This window comes from Dyella sp. 2RAB6, assembly GCF_052115385.1.
In the GTDB taxonomy this organism is placed as follows: domain Bacteria; phylum Pseudomonadota; class Gammaproteobacteria; order Xanthomonadales; family Rhodanobacteraceae; genus Dyella_D.
On the sequence record NZ_JBFRGP010000009.1, the window covers coordinates 131,685 to 147,634 of the forward strand.

At 67.3% G+C, this 15,950-nt stretch carries 10 protein-coding genes; 3 read left to right on the top strand and 7 right to left on the bottom strand.

Features of this window, described 5'->3' with window-relative positions; all coding sequences use genetic code 11:
• Window positions 1-10 precede the first annotated feature (10 nt).
• The gene (locus tag AB4083_RS14695) at window positions 11-778 is read right to left on the bottom strand and encodes a LytR/AlgR family response regulator transcription factor (protein WP_441608823.1); all 768 of its coding nucleotides are present in this window, start codon (window positions 776-778) and stop codon (window positions 11-13) included.
• Window positions 771-2,015, bottom strand: coding sequence for a sensor histidine kinase (locus AB4083_RS14700; protein ID WP_441608824.1), 1,245 nt, complete (start codon window positions 2,013-2,015; stop codon window positions 771-773). The genes AB4083_RS14695 and AB4083_RS14700 overlap by 8 nt, the downstream gene beginning before the upstream one ends.
• A 359-nt stretch (window positions 2,016-2,374) precedes the next feature.
• Here AB4083_RS14700 and AB4083_RS14705 point away from each other — a divergent pair, with 359 nt between their 5' ends.
• Entirely contained in the window at window positions 2,375-4,327 is a 1,953-nt protein-coding gene (locus tag AB4083_RS14705; RefSeq protein WP_441608825.1) for an MGH1-like glycoside hydrolase domain-containing protein, read from the top strand.
• Between the two features lie 66 nt (window positions 4,328-4,393).
• On the opposite strand, the gene AB4083_RS14710 is transcribed toward AB4083_RS14705, so the two are convergent.
• Window positions 4,394-4,867 (bottom strand): Lrp/AsnC family transcriptional regulator, encoded by a 474-nt coding sequence (locus AB4083_RS14710; protein ID WP_441608826.1) that lies wholly within the window; start codon window positions 4,865-4,867, stop codon window positions 4,394-4,396.
• A 164-nt stretch (window positions 4,868-5,031) separates the two neighbouring features.
• On the opposite strand from AB4083_RS14710, the gene ald reads away from it, so the two are divergent.
• Together ald and AB4083_RS14720 are read left to right on the top strand one after the other, a co-directional pair.
• Window positions 5,032-6,150 (top strand): alanine dehydrogenase, encoded by a 1,119-nt coding sequence (ald, locus tag AB4083_RS14715; protein ID WP_441608827.1) that lies wholly within the window; start codon window positions 5,032-5,034, stop codon window positions 6,148-6,150.
• Window positions 6,151-6,339: 189 nt separating this feature from the next.
• A complete protein-coding gene (locus tag AB4083_RS14720) occupies window positions 6,340-7,545 on the top strand; it encodes a hypothetical protein (RefSeq protein WP_441608828.1) in 1,206 nt (401 codons plus the stop codon).
• Window positions 7,546-7,782: 237 nt separating this feature from the next.
• On the opposite strand, the gene AB4083_RS14725 is transcribed toward AB4083_RS14720, so the two are convergent.
• From AB4083_RS14725 to AB4083_RS14740, 4 genes are all read right to left on the bottom strand, one after another.
• Entirely contained in the window at window positions 7,783-10,218 is a 2,436-nt protein-coding gene (locus AB4083_RS14725; RefSeq protein ID WP_441608829.1) for a GH92 family glycosyl hydrolase, read from the bottom strand.
• A 46-nt stretch (window positions 10,219-10,264) separates the two neighbouring features.
• Window positions 10,265-11,713, bottom strand: a complete 1,449-nt coding sequence (locus AB4083_RS14730; RefSeq protein WP_441608830.1) for a glycoside hydrolase family 125 protein — start codon at window positions 11,711-11,713, stop codon at window positions 10,265-10,267.
• Window positions 11,710-14,361, bottom strand: a complete 2,652-nt coding sequence (locus tag AB4083_RS14735) for a beta-mannosidase (protein ID WP_441608831.1) — start codon at window positions 14,359-14,361, stop codon at window positions 11,710-11,712. The genes AB4083_RS14730 and AB4083_RS14735 overlap by 4 nt, the downstream gene beginning before the upstream one ends.
• A gap of 158 nt (window positions 14,362-14,519) precedes the next feature.
• Window positions 14,520-15,875, bottom strand: a complete 1,356-nt coding sequence (locus AB4083_RS14740; protein WP_441608832.1) for an alpha-L-fucosidase — start codon at window positions 15,873-15,875, stop codon at window positions 14,520-14,522.
• Between the last annotated feature and the right edge of the window lie 75 nt (window positions 15,876-15,950).

Sequence of the window (15,950 nt, forward strand, 5' to 3'; positions counted from 1 at the left end):
GCGCGCCGCGTCACATGTTGCGGAAAAGAAGCATGAAGGGCTGGCTGACCAGCAAGGTCTCGGGACGCTGGCGCAGGCGCAGCGTGCCCTTGCCGCTGTCGTCGCGGATCACCGCCGCCACGGCTTTGAGGTTGACGATGGTGGAACGGTGGATCTGCTTGAACACGGCCGGGTCGAGCAGGCCAAGCAGTTCGCGGATCGGTTTGCGCAGCAGCGCTTCGCCTTCGGCGGTGACCACGGTGGTGTATTTGTGGTCGGCGCGGAAATAAGCGACGTCGTCGATCATGATCAGCCGTGTCTCGCGGCCGGCGCTGGCGGTGATCCAGGTCAGCGGCTGCCGCGCCTCGGCGAAGCGGCCGGCATCGAGCTGGCGCACCAGCGCCGCCAGCGCCTCGCCCGCCAGGCCTTCGCCCGCGCTGCGCAGCTTGATCCGCTGCACGGTGGCGGCGAGGCGTTCGGGCGCGATGGGTTTCAACAGGTAATCCACCGCGCCGCGTTCGAACGCATCGACGGCGTACTGGTCGTAGGCGGTGACGAACACCACCTGGGTGGCGGGGCTGGCTTCCGCGGCGGCGCCAGCCACTTCCAGGCCGGTGAGGCCGGGCATGCGGATATCCAGGAAGGCGACCTCCGGACGATGCTCGGCGATCGCTTCCAGCGCGGCGGCGCCGTCTTCGCATTCGGCGACGATCTCCAGCTCCGGCCACGCCTGCTCCAGCTGTTCGCACAAGGCCTGGCGCAACAGCGGTTCGTCTTCGGCAATGACGGCTTTAGCCATGACCCACCGCCTTGCTCGGTACGGTCAGCGTCGCTGCGACGCCGGTGGGAAAGTTGGCGAGGATGGCCAGCGTAGCGGTATTGCCATAGACCAGCCCCAGCCGCTCGCGCACGTTCTTCAAGCCGATGCCGGTGCCGCTGCCCGCTTCCGAGAAACCCTGGCCGTCGTCCGCCACGGTAATCGCGACCGTGTCTTCCTTGGCGCGGCCGAGCAGCCAGATGGTGCCGCCGCCGGGCTTGGGTTCCAGGCCATGCTTGACCGCGTTCTCCACCAGGGTCTGCAGCATCATCGGCGGCAGCGGCGTGGCCAGCAGTTCCGGCGCCACGTCGATCTCCAGCTTCAGGCGATCGCCCATGCGGATGCGCAGGATCTCCAGATAGGCGCGCGAACGTTCCAGCTCGTCGGCCAGGGTGGACAGCGCATCGCCGGTGCGCGGCAGCGAGTGGCGCAGGTAGGCGATCAGGTGGCCGAGCATGTCGTCGGCGCGGGCCGGATCGGTGCGCGTGAGGTATTGCGCGCTGGCCAGCGTGTTGTAGAGGAAGTGCGGTTCCACCTGCGCATGCAGCAGGTTCAGGCGCGCCACGGTGAGTTCCTTCTCGGTGGCGGTCTGTCGCGCCGCGGCCTGCTCGCCGCGGCGGCGCTCGGCCACGCGGCGGGTGATCGCACGGGTGATCGCCTCGGCGTTCTCCAGGTTGGTGCCGTCGTCGACGCGGAACCAGTCGCTCCACGCGCCGCTGCACGGCTCGCAGATCAGCGTGACGCTGCTGCTGCCGTCGCCCGGCGCCACCGTGGCGAGGATCTGGTTGTCGCGATGATTGAACCAGCCGAACAGCGAATAGCGGCGCGGCAGCTTGTTGCCGTAGGGATCGAGGCGGCGCACCTTGGCGCGCAGCTGCAGGCTGTCCGGCGCACTCTCGACGTTCTCGCTGCGCGGCAGTTCGCGCACCGCGGCGTCGAGCAGGCGGAACGCCTCGCCGGCTTCGAACGGAATCTCCACCTGGCGCCGCTGGCGGCTGCTCAGGCTGCCGCCGTCCACGTGGCCGGTGATCAGCCGCACGCGGCGAACGTGCGAGAACGCGCCGGTGATCACCATGCCCAGCAAGGCCATGCAGATCAGCACGAAGGGCCAGGCCGGGCCGTTGTAATGCTCGTTCAATACGTTCCACACGATCACGCCGAGCATGAAGGCGAGGAACCAGGCCAGCGTGAGGCGGATGACGAAGAAGAAACTGGTCATGGAAGGCTTTCCCCGGCAGCGATGACGGGGCGGAGCATAGCCGGGGTGTCGAGGGTTGGGACTTCGGCTGCGACGGAAGTGCCGCTGGCGCCGACGAAACTGTGGGATCGACGGATAAAAAAGCTCGTCATTCCGGCGCAGGCCGGAATCCAGCAGCGACAGCCTGTATATGGGAGAGGCGTCCAAGAGCTCGCCTTTGGGCCTTGCAGCGAAAGCCAGGCGGTATCGCTACTGGATTCCGGCCTGCGCTGGAATGACGATTGGCGGGGCGAATCCCGCTCGCGGATCAGCGAACGGCACAGGACAGCGCACGGCGTTTGCGGCAAAGATCGCCGGTTCCCTGCCATGAGTGCCCACGGATGCGCCGACCGCTGTTCACCCTGCTGCTGGCTGCGGCGTTCGCCCCTGGCGTGCATGCCGCAACGCCGCAGCAGGCCCGCTACCTGGATCTGCTGGACCTGCACGGCACGCCGATCTCGGCTACCGATCGGCGCTTCAACCTGTTCTTCGACGCAGGCGCCTGGCACAGCTACAGCCTGCCCGCGCGCGACGAAGGCACCGGCTTCAGCGGCCCCTTCGTGCACAGCCTCGACGGCGGACGCTGGGCCGGCCGCCGCTTCGCCGCGTGGACGCTGGCCAGCGTGGCCGGCAAGCCGCTGCTGCTGGCGCCGCAGGAAAGCCACGCCGGCCCCGGTTTCCTGGAGCGCACGCATGCCGGCGCCGGCCTGTCGGTGCGCGAGACCTTGTTCTTCGCCGATGCCTGGCATGCGGTGGCGCGCATCGAACTGAGTTCGATGCAAACCCGCGAACTGCGCCTGAGCGTGGAAGGCGAGACCATGGGCGGCGCGCCGCGCGCGGATGACGGCGGCATCGTGCAGACGCTGGGGCGCCGCTCCTTTCTCGCCACGCGGCTGTTCGCCGGACGCGCGGTGGTGGCGAAGGCGGAGGGGCCGCACTATCGCCTCGAGCCGGCCGGCAGCGTGCTCGTGGAGGCTGGAAAGCCGATCACGCTGTATGTCGAGCAGACGCTGGTCGTCGACAACGCGCGCGAGCAACCATCGCTGGTCGACCACGCCGATGCATGGCGGCGCAACCGCGCGCGCTGGGATGGCTATCTCGCCTTCGCCGACACGGCGCATCTGTCGGGCCTGGACGATGACGACGCACGCCGCATCACCGCCAAGGCCATCGTCACCCTGCTGGCCAACTGGCGCGCCGCGCGCGGCGATCTCGGCCACGACGGCGTGATCCCTTCGTATTCCAACCCCGACTTCAACGGCTTCTGGGCCTGGGATTCGTGGAAACACGCCGCCGCGCTGGCGCGCTTCGCGCCGGAACTGGCGCGCGAGCAGATCCGCGCGATGTTCGAGCGGCAGCGCGCCGACGGCATGCTGCCTGACTGCGTCTATCTGGATGCGAAGGACAACAACTGGCGCAACACCAAGCCGCCGCTTGCCACCTGGGCCGTGCTCGCCGTGTATGACGCCACCGGCGACCGCGCCTTCCTCGCCGAGATGTACGACAAGCTGGCGCGCTATCACCGCTGGTGGTGGGCCTCGCGCGATCACGACCGCGACGGCCTGGCGGAATTCGGTTCCACCGATGGCACGCGCATCGCGGCCGCATGGGAAAGCGGGATGGACAATGCGGTGCGCTTCGATGGCGCGAAGATGCTTTCGAATGGACCGGGCGCGTGGTCGCTGGATCAGGCTTCGGTCGATCTCAATGCGTATCTCTATCGCGAGGCGGTGGATCTGGCGCGCATCGCCGAAGTGCTGGGCAAGCCGGATGACCATGCGGCGTGGCTGAAAGAAGCCGAACGCGTTCAAGCGGCGGTGCGTGCGCGCATGTTCGACCGCAAGCGCGGCTATTTCTTCGATATGCGCTTGAGTGACCATTCGCTGGTGCGCGTGTATGGCGCCGAAGGCTGGACGCCGCTATGGGCTGGCCTGGCTGACGCGGCGCAGGCGCGCGCGGTGAGCCAGGTGATGCTCGATCCGAACAAATTCGCCACGCGCATGCCGTTCCCCACGCTTGCCGCCGACGATGCGCATTTCTCGCCGATCAAGGGTTATTGGCGCGGGCCGGTGTGGCTGGACCAGGCGTATTTCGGCGTGGAGGGGTTGCGGCGTCATGGCTATGCAAAGCAGGCCGATGAGATGGCGCGGCGGTTGGTGCTCAATGCGCAGGGGCTGACGGCGCAGGCGCCGTTCTATGAGAACTACGATCCGCTGACCGGCAACGGCTATCAGTCCCCGAACTTCAGCTGGTCGGCGGCGGCTTATGTGCTGATGCTTACGCCATCACCGTAGGTTGGAGTGAGCGCAGCGAACTCCAACGTGGCGCCATGTTGGGGTTCGCCTGCGGCTCACCCCAACCTACACCGGCAGCGCTGTCGTCCTTTTCACCGTGCGCAAGGCCAGGGTCGACTGCACCCTCACCACGCCGGGCAACTGCGTGAGGATGTCGGTGTGGATGCGCTCGAAGTCGGCGGAGTCGGCATACACCACGCGCACCATGTAATCCGCCGCGCCGGCGAGCAGGCAGCACTCCGTCACCTCGGGGTGGCGCTGGATCGCGGCCTCGAACGCATCCAGCGCCGCGCGCCCCTGCTGGTCCAGCGTCACCAGTACGAAGGCGGTGCCGGCCAGGCCGGCCGCCTTCTCGTCCAGCAGCATCACGTAGCGCGCAATCAACCCGCGCTCCTCCAGCAGCTTGACCCGGCGCAGGCAGGCCGAGGGGGAGAGATTGATGCGCGTGGCCAGTTCCAGATTGGTCAGCCGGCCGTCTTCCTGCAGCAGCTTGAGAATGGCGCGGTCGCGGTCGTCGAGGCTTGGATCGAGGCTTGGCATAAAAACCCGCACATTTGGCGATATGTAGAACAAGGTTCGACATCCTAGCGCGAACCCCGCCCAAATGAGCGAGAAATTGCTCAGTGCACCGAGCATACTGCTGTGCCTCCGGCGCCTGCGCCGGAACCAGCCGAAAACCTCACTTTCCAGAGAGATTCCCAGCCATGCGCATCGGTGTACCGAAAGAGATCAAGAACCACGAATACCGCGTCGGCCTCGTCCCGTCGTCGGTGCAGGAACTGGTACACCATGGGCACGAAGTGCTGATCCAGGCGGGCGCCGGCCTTGGCGCCGGGCTGACCGATGCGGACTACATCGCCGCCGGCGCCAGGATGGTCGAGGGCGCGGACGCGATCTTCGCCGAGGCCGACATGATCGTGAAGGTGAAGGAGCCGCTCGCGGTGGAGCGCAAGAAGCTGCGCAAGGGCCAGATCCTGTTCACCTACCTGCACCTGGCGCCCGACGCCGAGCAGACCCACGACCTGATCGCTTCCGGCGCGGTCTGCATCGCGTATGAAACCGTCACCGCCGCCAACGGCGCGCTGCCGCTGCTGACCCCGATGTCCGAGGTCGCCGGCCGGCTCGCCCCGCAGGTGGGCGCGCATTCGCTGGAGAAGGCCCAGGGCGGCCGCGGTGTGCTGCTCGGCGGCGTGCCGGGCGTGCCGGCGGCGGAAGTGGTGATCCTGGGCGGCGGCGTGTCCGGCACCCATGCGGCCACCATCGCCGTGGGCATGGGCGCCAAGGTCACCGTGGTGGACCGCTCGGCCGACGCGCTCAAGCGCCTGGCCACGCAGTTCGGCACCTCGATCTCCACCGTGTTCTCGACCCGCTCGGCGATCGAGGAACTGGTGCGCCGCGCCGACCTGCTGATCGGCACCGTGCTGGTGCCGGGCGCTGCCGCGCCGAAGCTGGTGACGCATGACATGGTGCGCACCATGAAGCCGGGCTCGGTGATCGTCGACGTGGCGATCGACCAGGGCGGCTGCGTGGAGACCTCCAAGGCCACCACCCATTCCGACCCGACCTACGTGGTGGACGGCGTGGTGCATTACTGCGTGGCCAACATGCCGGGCGCCGTGGCGCGCACTTCGACCTTCGCGCTCAACAGCGTCACCCTGCCCTTCACCCTGGCCCTGGCCAACAAGGGTTGGCAGAAGGCGCTGGCCGACGACGCGCACCTGCGCAACGGCCTGAACGTGATCGACGGCAAGGTGGTGTGCGAGCCGGTGGCCCAGGCGCACGGCCTGCCGTACGTGAAGGCGGAGACCGCGCTGGGCCTGTAAGCCCGAGCGTTCGCTGCGATACCCGAAGACGGCGCCGCGAGGCGCCGTCTTTGTTTGCGTTACGCGGCGTTACATGAACGCCCGGCGCGAAAGCATGAAATCGCCCTGAACTCCTCCCGCGCGCCGGTCAGCGCAACCGCGTCCGCGCCGTTTTCAGCACCGCAACGACGCTGCTGACGAGGAGTCGCCATGTCCTTCGCATCGAACCGCGCTTCGCCCCTGCGCACCCGCCTGTCACATGGCCTGCTCGGACTGGCCCTGCTGGCCGCTGGCGTCGTCGCGCTGCCTTCGACCGCCACCGCCGGCGTGTTCGTCTCCGTCAACATCGCCCCGCCGCCGCTGCCGGTCTACGTGCAGCCGGCGATCCCCGCACCGGGCTATCTATGGGTGCCGGGCTACTGGGCCTACGACGATGACGGCGGTTACTACTGGGTGCCGGGCACCTGGGTGGAGCCGCCTTATTCCGGCGCGCTGTGGACCCCGGCCTGGTGGGGCTGGAGCGGTAGCGCCTACGTGTTCCACATCGGCTACTGGGGGCCGCGCGTCGGCTTCTACGGCGGCATCAACTACGGCTTCGGCTATACCGGCGTGGGTTATGCCGGCGGTTACTGGAATCGCAACCGGTTCTATTACAACCGCAGCGTCAACAACATCAACACGCACATCACCGACGTCTACAACAAGACGGTGATCAACAACATCACGGTGAACCACACCAGCTACAACGGCGGCCCGGGCGGCATCGCGGCGCGCGCGACGGCGCAGGAGCTGCAGGCCGCGCGCATGCAGCGCCAAGGGCCGGTGGCGGCGCAGCGCCAGCAGATGACGATGGCGGCGCAGAATCGCGAGCTGCGCGCGAGTGCGAACCATGGCATGCCGTCGGTCGCGGCCACGCCGCGTGCGGGTGCGTTCGCTGGACGCGAAGCGATGCCTGCGCGTGCGGCAGTGGCGCCGGGCAACGCCGCGGCGCGTGTGCCGAACGGTGGCCTGCCGTCAGCGGGGTTCGCTCCGCATCGTGGCGGTTCGGCCGTACCGCAACCGCGCAATCTCGATACGGCGGCTGGCGCGCGGCCGATGAACCAGCCCGCGCCGCATAGCGCCAATGCAACACTGCCTTCGGCTTCGTTCGCACCGCATGGCAACCGTACGGCGACTGCGCAACCGCGTGGCATGGATGTCGCTACGCCGCGGCCGGCGCGTAACGCGGCGCCGGCGTATCGCAATGGGGCTCCGCAACGTGCTTCGTATGCGGGTCCGCGTGAGATGCCGCGACCGCAACAGCCGGCGTATCACGCAGCGCCGATGTCAGCGTACCGGCCGCAGGGGGGCGGGCATGCGCAGCCTGCGGCGCATGCCCAGGCGCCGCGGGGGCATGAGGAGCATCAGGGGCATTGAGGCGTAAGCCCCTCTCCCATCGGGAGAGGGGTTGGGGTGAGGGCACGGCCGAAGTGGTGCACCCCACTCCGCCCGTACCCTCATCCGGCTGCCGCCACCTTCCTCGCTCCTCCACGCGAAGAGGGCACAGGGATGTGCCCGGCTTTGATGAGCGAGGAGAGCCGCGCACATCCCTGTGCGCTCCCCGCGCGCTCCCGGAGGGAGAAGGGTTTCATCGGTTGAGACTGACTCTAAGGTTCAGGCCTTCATGCTCGAACCAAACGACGGCGGCCGATCCGCCGGCGCCGCGCCGAACTGCTTGTTCGGCGTCTTGCCCATCTGGAACACCAGGGTGCCGCCGGCGGCCAGATCCGCATGCGCGATCCAGCTCTTGCTCCACGGCTTGCCGTTCCAGGTCACCGACTGGATATACGGACTGTCGGCGCCGTTGCCCTTCACTTCCACCACCAGCTTCTTGCCGGCGACATCCACTTCTGCGCGATCGAGCACCGGGCTGCCGAACACGTAGTGCGTGCTCACCGGGTCGACCGGATACAGGCCCATCGCACCGAGCACGTACCACGCGCTCATCTGCCCGCAATCCTCGTTGCCTGCAAGACCATCGGGGTCCGCGCGATACATGTCGGTCAACAGCATGCGCACGCGCGACTGCGTCTTGTAGTGCGCGCCGGTGTAGGCATACAGATAGGCCATGTGATGCCCGGGCTCGTTGCCGTGCGCGTACTGGCCGACCAGGCCGGCGATATCCGGCGGCGCATCGGCCGGCAGCTCGGAGCTGGTGGTGAACAGCTCGTCCAGCTTGTGCTCGAACGCGGGCTGGCCGCCGAACAATTCCATATAGCCGTACAGGTCGTGCTGGTTGAGGAAGGTGGCCTGCCACGCATTGGATTCGGTGAAGTCGCGCCACTGCTTGCCATGCCCGATGCTGCGTGGATCGAACGGTTCCAGCCACCGTCCGTGCTCGCCGCGCGGACGCATGAAGGCGACGCTCTTGTCGAACACGTTGCGGTAATTGCGCGAGCGCTTGCGCAGCGTTTCGGCATCGTCCTTGGCGCCGGCGGCATCGGCCAGGTGCGACAGTGCCCAGTCGTCGTAGGCGTATTCCAGCGTCTTGCTGACGGCTTCCCATTCCTTGTCGGCGGGGATATAGCCGAGCTTGCGGTAGTACGCCAGGCCGCGATAGTCGTCGTCCATCGCGCGCTTGCGGAACAGCGGCCAGGCCTGTTTCGGATCGACGCCGGGGAAACCCTTCGCCACCGCTTCGGACACCACCACCGCGGAGTGGTAGCCGATCATGCAACCGGTCTCCACACCCTGCAGCGGCCATACCGGCGGGCCGTCGGGGCTTTCCGCAGCCATGCGCAGCAGGCCGTTGACCAGGTCGGGCACGCGCTCGGCCTGGTACAGCGTGTACAGCGGGTGCGCGGCGCGATAGGTGTCCCACAGCGAATAGGTGCTGTAGTTGTGGCTGCCTTCGGGCAACTGGTGGATCTTCAGGTCCATGCCGCGATAGCGGCCGTCGACGTCGCTGAACAAGGTGGGCGCGAGCATGGTGTGGTACAGCGCGGAATAGAACACCTTCTTGGTGTCTTCCGACGCGGCATCGGCACGGATGCGGCCGAGTTCCTTCTCCCACGCTGCCTCGGCACTGTGGCGCGTGCCGTCGAAATCCCAACCGGGGACTTCGGCGTCGAGATTGCGCAGCGCGCCATCGATATCCACGCCGGAAATGCCCACCTTCACCAGCAACGGCGCCTGCCCCGGCTGCTTGTAGTGCAGCGTGGCCTTCAGATGGGTGCCGCTCGCATCCTTGGCGCCGGCCAGCGGCGCGTCCTCGCTGTACAGCACGGCACTGTCGAACGGGCGCGAGACCTTCAGCGCGAAATGGATATGGCGGCCGTTCGCCCATTGGTGCACGCGACGGCTGCCGACCAGGGTGTCCTTGCCGACCAGACGCAGCGTGGCGTCGCTGACCTTGCTGGGCTTGGCCGGGTCATCGTGGAAGCCATGCGCGAAATCGACCAGCAGATGGCCTTCGTCGTTGCCATGGAAGGTGTAGCGATGCAGGCCGGCGCGCAGGGTGGCGGTGAGTTCGGCCAGCACGTCGTAATCTTTCAGGCGCACCTGGTAATAGCCGGGGCGCGCATGCTCGTCGGCGCTGTCGTAGCGCGAGCGATAGCCGCGCGTGGCCGGCTGGCCCTGCTTCGAGGGCGTGGGCGTATTGGTGGGCGGCACGCCGTCGTAGCGCGAGCGGTAGTTGGTGCCGCGGTATTCGCGGTCGCCCGGCTGCAGGCGCACGGGGCCGGTGCACGGCATCACCAGCACGTCGAGCATGTCGCTGGCGCCGGTGCCGCTGAGGTGCGTATGCGAGAAACCCATGATCGAGCCATCGCCCTGGTGATAGCCGGACGAGGCGTCCCACTGCGCGTCGTAGGTATCGGGGCTCAGCTGCACCATGCCGAACGGCAGCGACGGACCGGGAAACGTATGGCCATGGCCACCGGTGCCGATAAACACATCGACGTAGCGCGACACGCCGGCGGCTGCCTCACCGGCGCCGCCGCCTTTGGCACCGGCGGCACGTGCCTGGGCGATGCCGTTGAAAGGATCGAGCTGGTTGCCGAGCAGGGCTGCGGCCACTGCGCCTTGCAGGAATCGCCTGCGTGTCACCATGGTGGAAACTCCAGAGGGGGATGGAGGGGGAAAGGCAGGATACGCCTCAAGCGCGCAACAAGGCCGGCCGCTGCTGCGCCAGTTCGACGATCAATTCGCCGAACAGCGTATTGGCCCAGGCAAACCAGGCCCGGGTGAAATGCGCGGGATCGTCCTGGTCGAACGCCTCGTGCATGAAGCCGCTGCCGGCATGCGTGGTCTTCAGCCACTGCAGGCACTGGCGTGTCTGCGCATCGTCGGTGCTGGTGAAGGCGCGCATCATCAGCGACATCGGCCAGATCATGCGCAGGCCTTCGTGCGGCCCGCCGATACCTTCGGCGGCCTTGCCGGCGAAGAAATACGGATTGCGCTTGCTCCACGCCAACTCGCGCGTGCGGCGATAGCGCGCATCGTCCAGCGGGCAACAGCCCAGATACGCCAGGCTCAGCAGGCCCGGCGCGTTGGCGTCGTCCATGAACAGCTGGTTGCCGTAGCCGTCCACTTCGTAGGCCCAGAATTCCCGGCCCTGCTCGTCGCGCATCACGCCGTATTGTTCCGCGGCTTGTTGCACTTCGTCGGCCAGCGCCTTGCACTCCGCCGCGAACGCGGTGTCGTTGAACAGGCTCTGCGTCATCGCGCCCAGCTCGCGCAGCACATGCACGGCGAACAGGTTGGCGGGAATGAACAGCGGATACAGGCAGGCGTCGTCGGAAGGACGGAACATCGAATGGATCAGGCCGACCGGCCTGGCCGGGCTGCCGTAGCCGGCGAGGAACAGGCTTTCGGTGGGAATCAGCGACTGCCGCTGGAAGCGATACGGCCCGGGGCCATCCTTGCGCTGCTGCTCGCGGAAGGTCTGCACCACCAGGCGCATCGCGGCGCGCCAGTCGTCATCGAACGGCTCGCGGTCCCCGGTGGCTTTCCAATACGCCGTGGCCAGGCGCACCGGATAGCACAGCGAATCGATCTCCCATTTGCGCTCGGCCACGCCGGGGCGCATCTCGGTGACGTCGTGCTGGGCCCAATCGAGGTTGGTCTTCGCGGTGGGATCGGGCAGGAAGGCGTTGGCGTACGGATCGATCGCGATGCACACGGCCTGGCGGCGGATCAGGCCGCGGAACAGCCGGCGCAGGTCGGCATCCTGTTTAGCCAGGGGCACGTACGGCCACACCTGCGCGGAGGAATCGCGCAGCCACATGGCGTCGATATCGCCGGTGACCACGAAGGTATCCGGCTTGCCGCGCAAGCTGCCCAGTTCGACCGTGGTGTCCAGCGTATTGGGGTAGCAGTTCTCGAACAGCCAGGCCAGTTCCGGATCGGCGATCTTCGCCTTGGTACGCGCGATCACCTGCTCCACGGCCTTGCTGACGAACTTGCGCTTGGCCAGCGGCGGACGCTTGCTGGCGAAGCCGGCGGCGCCAGCGCGCGCGTTCGCGACCAGAGCCGGCCCGCCGACAGCGGCGGCACCGAGTGCGAACGACATCATCTTCAATACGTCGCGGCGGGAGGCTGTCATGGCTTGGCGTCTCCCTTAGTGGCACCGGCGAGCGAGCGCACGTGCAGCGCGCCGCGCAAGGCATCGATGCCGGCCTCGCTGGTGATGCGCAGTTCGCGCGTCTCGCCGGGCAGCAGGTTGAAGGCGTTGTCTTCCGGCGTCGCGTCGAGCGTGCCGAAGTCCACCCACACTTCGCGCGCCAGATGCTTGGCACTGACCACGAGCACACCGCCCTGCCCGTTGTCGCGCAGTTCGGCCTTCAGGTCCGGATCGGGCAGCTTCAGCTCGATCGGCGGCTTGACGAACAACAGGTGGCGCGACAACGCCTTGCCCTTGTCGTCGAGCAGCTCGTACACCACAAAGGTGGCGGCCGGGTCAGCCTTGCGCAGCAGCTCGGCGTCGGTCGGGCTGGCCAGCTTGGTGCTGGCCAGCGGCTCCACCTTCAGCGCCTGCTTGCGCTCGCGCAGCACCTTGCCTTCCATGTTCATCACGAGGCTGCGCAAGGTGGCCTGGAACGGCGCGGTGCGGTCGGAGACCACGAACACCTCGCTATGCCCTTCGTTGTGGATCGCCACCACCCGCACCGGCGCATAGAAGCGGCGGGCGTGGAACTGCAGCGCCTTCCAGCGGCCGAAGTAATCCACGCTGGACCAGGACGCACCCGGCCACACATCGTTCAACTGCCAATATAGCGAGCCCATCGCCTGCGGCCTCACGCTGCGCAGATGCTCGGCGGCCAGCTCGATGCCCTCGGCCTGCATCACCTGGCTCAGGTACACGAACGACTCGAAATCCTTCGGCTCGCCGTAATACTTGCGGATATACAGCAGCAGGCGGTCGTTGCCGTCGCCGTTGGCGAACTTCTGGTGCGCGCGCATCACCGGCGAGTTCGGCTCCAGGTCGCGGTCCTCGGCGAAGGCGCGCACGGTGGCCATCACCGGGAAGGACTGCAGGCCGTACTCGGACTGGAAGCGCGGCGTCTCGCTCAGGTACTTCTCGATCGGCTTGGAGCCGGACCACACACTCCACGAATGGTAATCGCCATCGGTGAGCTGGTTGGCGGCGCCTTCGTAGTCGGTGCTGGGCGAGCTGGCCCAGTACGGCACATCGGGCGCGTTCTCGCGCACCACGCTGCGCAGGGTCTCGCCGAACAGCGCCTTCATGCCGCTCTCGATGCGCGCCAGTTCCTCCGGCGGCAGCGATTGCTGGAACTTCTTGCGGTCGTCCCAGGCTTCCCAGCCGGTCTGCACTTCGTTGTTGCCGCACCACAGGACGATGCTCGGATGATCGCGCAGGCGGCGCACCTGCTCCACCGCTTCGACGCGGGTGTTCTCGCGGTACGCTTCGTCATACGGCGGGATCGCGCCGCCGAACATGAAGTCCTGCCAGATCATCAGGCCAAGCTTGTCGGCTTCCTCGTAGAACGCATCGCTCTGGTAATGCCCGCCGCCCCACATGCGCAGCATGTTCATGTTGGCGTCGCGCGCGGAACGCAGGATCTGCGCCATGCGCTCGGGTGTCACGCGATTGGGAAAGCTGTCGAACGGAATCAGGTTGGCGCCCTTGGCGAAGATCGGCACGCCGTTGACCACGAAGGCGAAGCCGCGGCCCCACTGGTCCTTGTCGCGGCGCAGCTCGACGCTGCGCAGGCCGGTGGCGCGGCTGGCGCTGGCCAGGGTGTCGCCGTCGCGGCTCAGGCTCACTTCGAAGCGGTACATGTCCTGCGCGCCGTAGCCCACCGGCCACCAGCGGCGCGGATGCTCGATGCGGATCGGCAGGCTGAGCGCGTTGTCGCCCTTGCGCAGTTCCACGTCCTGGCTGGCCTGCTGATGGTTGCCGTCCGGATCGGACCAGCTCACCGTCAGCCTGGCCTTGCCCGGCTGGTCGGCCTGCACGCTGGCTTCGGCCTGCAGCTGGGCGAGGTCGGCATCGACGTGCTGCTGCGCGATATGGACATCGCTCATGCGCACGTCGTCCCAGCTTTCCAGCCGCACCGGCTGCCAGATGCCGAGCGTGACGTAGCGCGGGCCCCAGTCCCAGCCGTACTGATAGTTGGCCTTGCGGATGTAGTTGGCGGTCTGCTTGGCCTTGGGTTCGTCGCCGAAGGCGGAGTCGAACTCGCCCGGCAGCGCATAGGGCTGTTTCAACAACCACGGCTGCAGGCGTGCGATCGGCGAATGCAGATGCACTTCCAGCTTGTTCTCGCCGGAGCGCAGCGCACCCTTCACCGGCACGCGCCAGCGGCGGAACATATTGTCCGCGGCGAGCAGCTTGCGGCCGTTGAGGGTGACGTCGGCGTAAGTGTCCAAGCCGTCGAACACCAGCTCCAGGTGGCCGCGCTTGAGCGTGGCCGGATCGACCTTGAAGCTCAGCCGGTAATCCCAGTCGGCCAGGCCGATCCATTGCAGCCGCGCCTCGTTGTCGCGATAGAACGGGTCGGTGATGACGCCGGCCGCGAGCAGGTCGGTCTGCACGCTGCCGGGCACCGCGGCGGCGCGCCATTCGGCGGCTTCCGGATGCGCCTTGGCCTCGGCCGACTTCGGCGCGATGTGGAATTGCCAGGCTTGCTCGAGGGATTGCGTGCTTAGTTGCGCTGCGGTGGCAGGGCCAGCCAGCAGCAATGACACCGCCAATGCGGACCAATAGGGGAACGTTGCGCTTCTCTGCATGAAAGGTTCCGATTTAATAGACAGTTTCCGATGGGGAGCCCTTCTCCCTCCGGGAGAAGGTGGCGGCAGCCGGATGAGGGTACGGGCGGAGCGGTGCGCCCCACTCCGCTCGCACCCTCACCCCAACCCCTCTCCCGACGGGAGAGGGGCTCACGCATCTAGTGACCGCGGGCGTCAAACACCTGGAATTCGCGGATGCGCGCGACGCCCGCGCTGGACAGGATATGCAACCGTACCTTCTGTGCCGTGACGGGCGCAAAGGTATCGATCTTCTTGTGTCCGATCGCCTCGGCCCGCGCCACCGCCTTCCACGCCTGGCCGTCCCAGATCTCCACCGCATAGCGGCGCACCGCCTGCCCTTCGTCCAGCCATTCCATCGCCAGCGTGCGGTCGAAGGTGACCGGCTTGCCGAAGTCCACTTCCAGCGTGGCGCTGCGCGCATCGGCGGGGGCGGACCAGAAGCTGTCGCGGTTGCCATCGAGCGCGCGCTCGGTGTTCTCGTCGGCCTTCACATGCTGGCGCGCCAGGTTGGCAGCATTGCCGTAGCGCGCTTCCAGCGCCTTGCCGAACGCTTCCAGGCGCTTGACGTCGGCGTCCGGCAGCAGGCCGTGCTTGTCCGGCGCGATGCCGAGCATGAGCTGGCCGCCGCGGCCCACGCTGCTTTCCCAGATATCCATCAGCTCGGGCACGCTCTTGAGCGTGGCTTCGTCGTTGGCATGCCAGAACCAGTGCAGCTTGTGCAGCGGCGTGTCCACTTCCACCGGACGCCAGCGCTGGTAGCCGTGGCGGTCGATCACGTTCCAGTTCTCGTAACGGATATGACCGTCTTCCTGGCCCACCCAGCGGGCGTCGCCGTATTCGAACAGCGCCATGTCGGCGAACACCACCGCATTGGGCTGGTAGGTGCGCAGTTCCTCGATATAACGCTTGAAGTCGTAGACGTGGCCACCGCTGCCGGCGCCGTCCAGCCACCATTCGGTGAGCATGCCGTAGTGCTGCACCAGTTCGCCGAGCTGGGCCACGTAGTAGTTGTCATAGGCCTTGGAGTCCGCGTAGCGCGGCTCGTGGCGATCCCACGGCGACAGATAGATGCCGAACTCCATGCCCTCCTTGGCGGCGGCATCGGAAGCCAGCCGCACCAGGTCGCCCTTGCCGCCCATCCACGGGCTGCTCTTCACCGAGTAGTTGCTCTGCTCGGTCGGCCACAGCGCGAAACCGTCGTGATGCTTGGCCACCATCACCATGTAGGTGGCGCCGGCCGCGCGGCTGGCGCGCGCCCATTGCACCGGGTCCACCTGATCTGGATTGAATACCTTCGGGTCGGCCTTGCCGTCGCCCCATTCGCGGTCGAGGAAGGTGTTGGTGCCGAAGTGCACGATCACGCCGAACTCCAGGTCCTGCCAGTGCGATTGCTGCGGCGAGGGCGTCAGGCCGGCGGCGTTCTGCGCGTTGGCGGTGAAGGCCAGGCCCGCGCCGAGCGCCAGGCAGAGGAGACGTTGCGACCACTTCGACATGGGTTGTTCCTGCATTGTTGTGAGTTACCGGCCGGGGCAGCCGGACGAACCGGCGGGGCGCCAAGCAGCGCCCCG

Coding starts and splice junctions, on each gene's coding strand:
- AB4083_RS14725 (WP_441608829.1), bottom strand. CDS start 10,218: ATGGTGACACGCAGGCGATTCCTGCAAGGCGCAGTGGCCGCAGCCCTG.
- AB4083_RS14730 (WP_441608830.1), bottom strand. CDS start 11,713: ATGACAGCCTCCCGCCGCGACGTATTGAAGATGATGTCGTTCGCACTC.
- AB4083_RS14735 (WP_441608831.1), bottom strand. CDS start 14,361: ATGCAGAGAAGCGCAACGTTCCCCTATTGGTCCGCATTGGCGGTGTCA.
- AB4083_RS14705 (WP_441608825.1), top strand. CDS start 2,375: ATGCGCCGACCGCTGTTCACCCTGCTGCTGGCTGCGGCGTTCGCCCCT.
- AB4083_RS14720 (WP_441608828.1), top strand. CDS start 6,340: ATGTCCTTCGCATCGAACCGCGCTTCGCCCCTGCGCACCCGCCTGTCA.
- ald (WP_441608827.1), top strand. CDS start 5,032: ATGCGCATCGGTGTACCGAAAGAGATCAAGAACCACGAATACCGCGTC.
- AB4083_RS14695 (WP_441608823.1), bottom strand. CDS start 778: ATGGCTAAAGCCGTCATTGCCGAAGACGAACCGCTGTTGCGCCAGGCC.
- AB4083_RS14740 (WP_441608832.1), bottom strand. CDS start 15,875: ATGTCGAAGTGGTCGCAACGTCTCCTCTGCCTGGCGCTCGGCGCGGGC.
- AB4083_RS14700 (WP_441608824.1), bottom strand. CDS start 2,015: ATGACCAGTTTCTTCTTCGTCATCCGCCTCACGCTGGCCTGGTTCCTC.
- AB4083_RS14710 (WP_441608826.1), bottom strand. CDS start 4,867: ATGCCAAGCCTCGATCCAAGCCTCGACGACCGCGACCGCGCCATTCTC.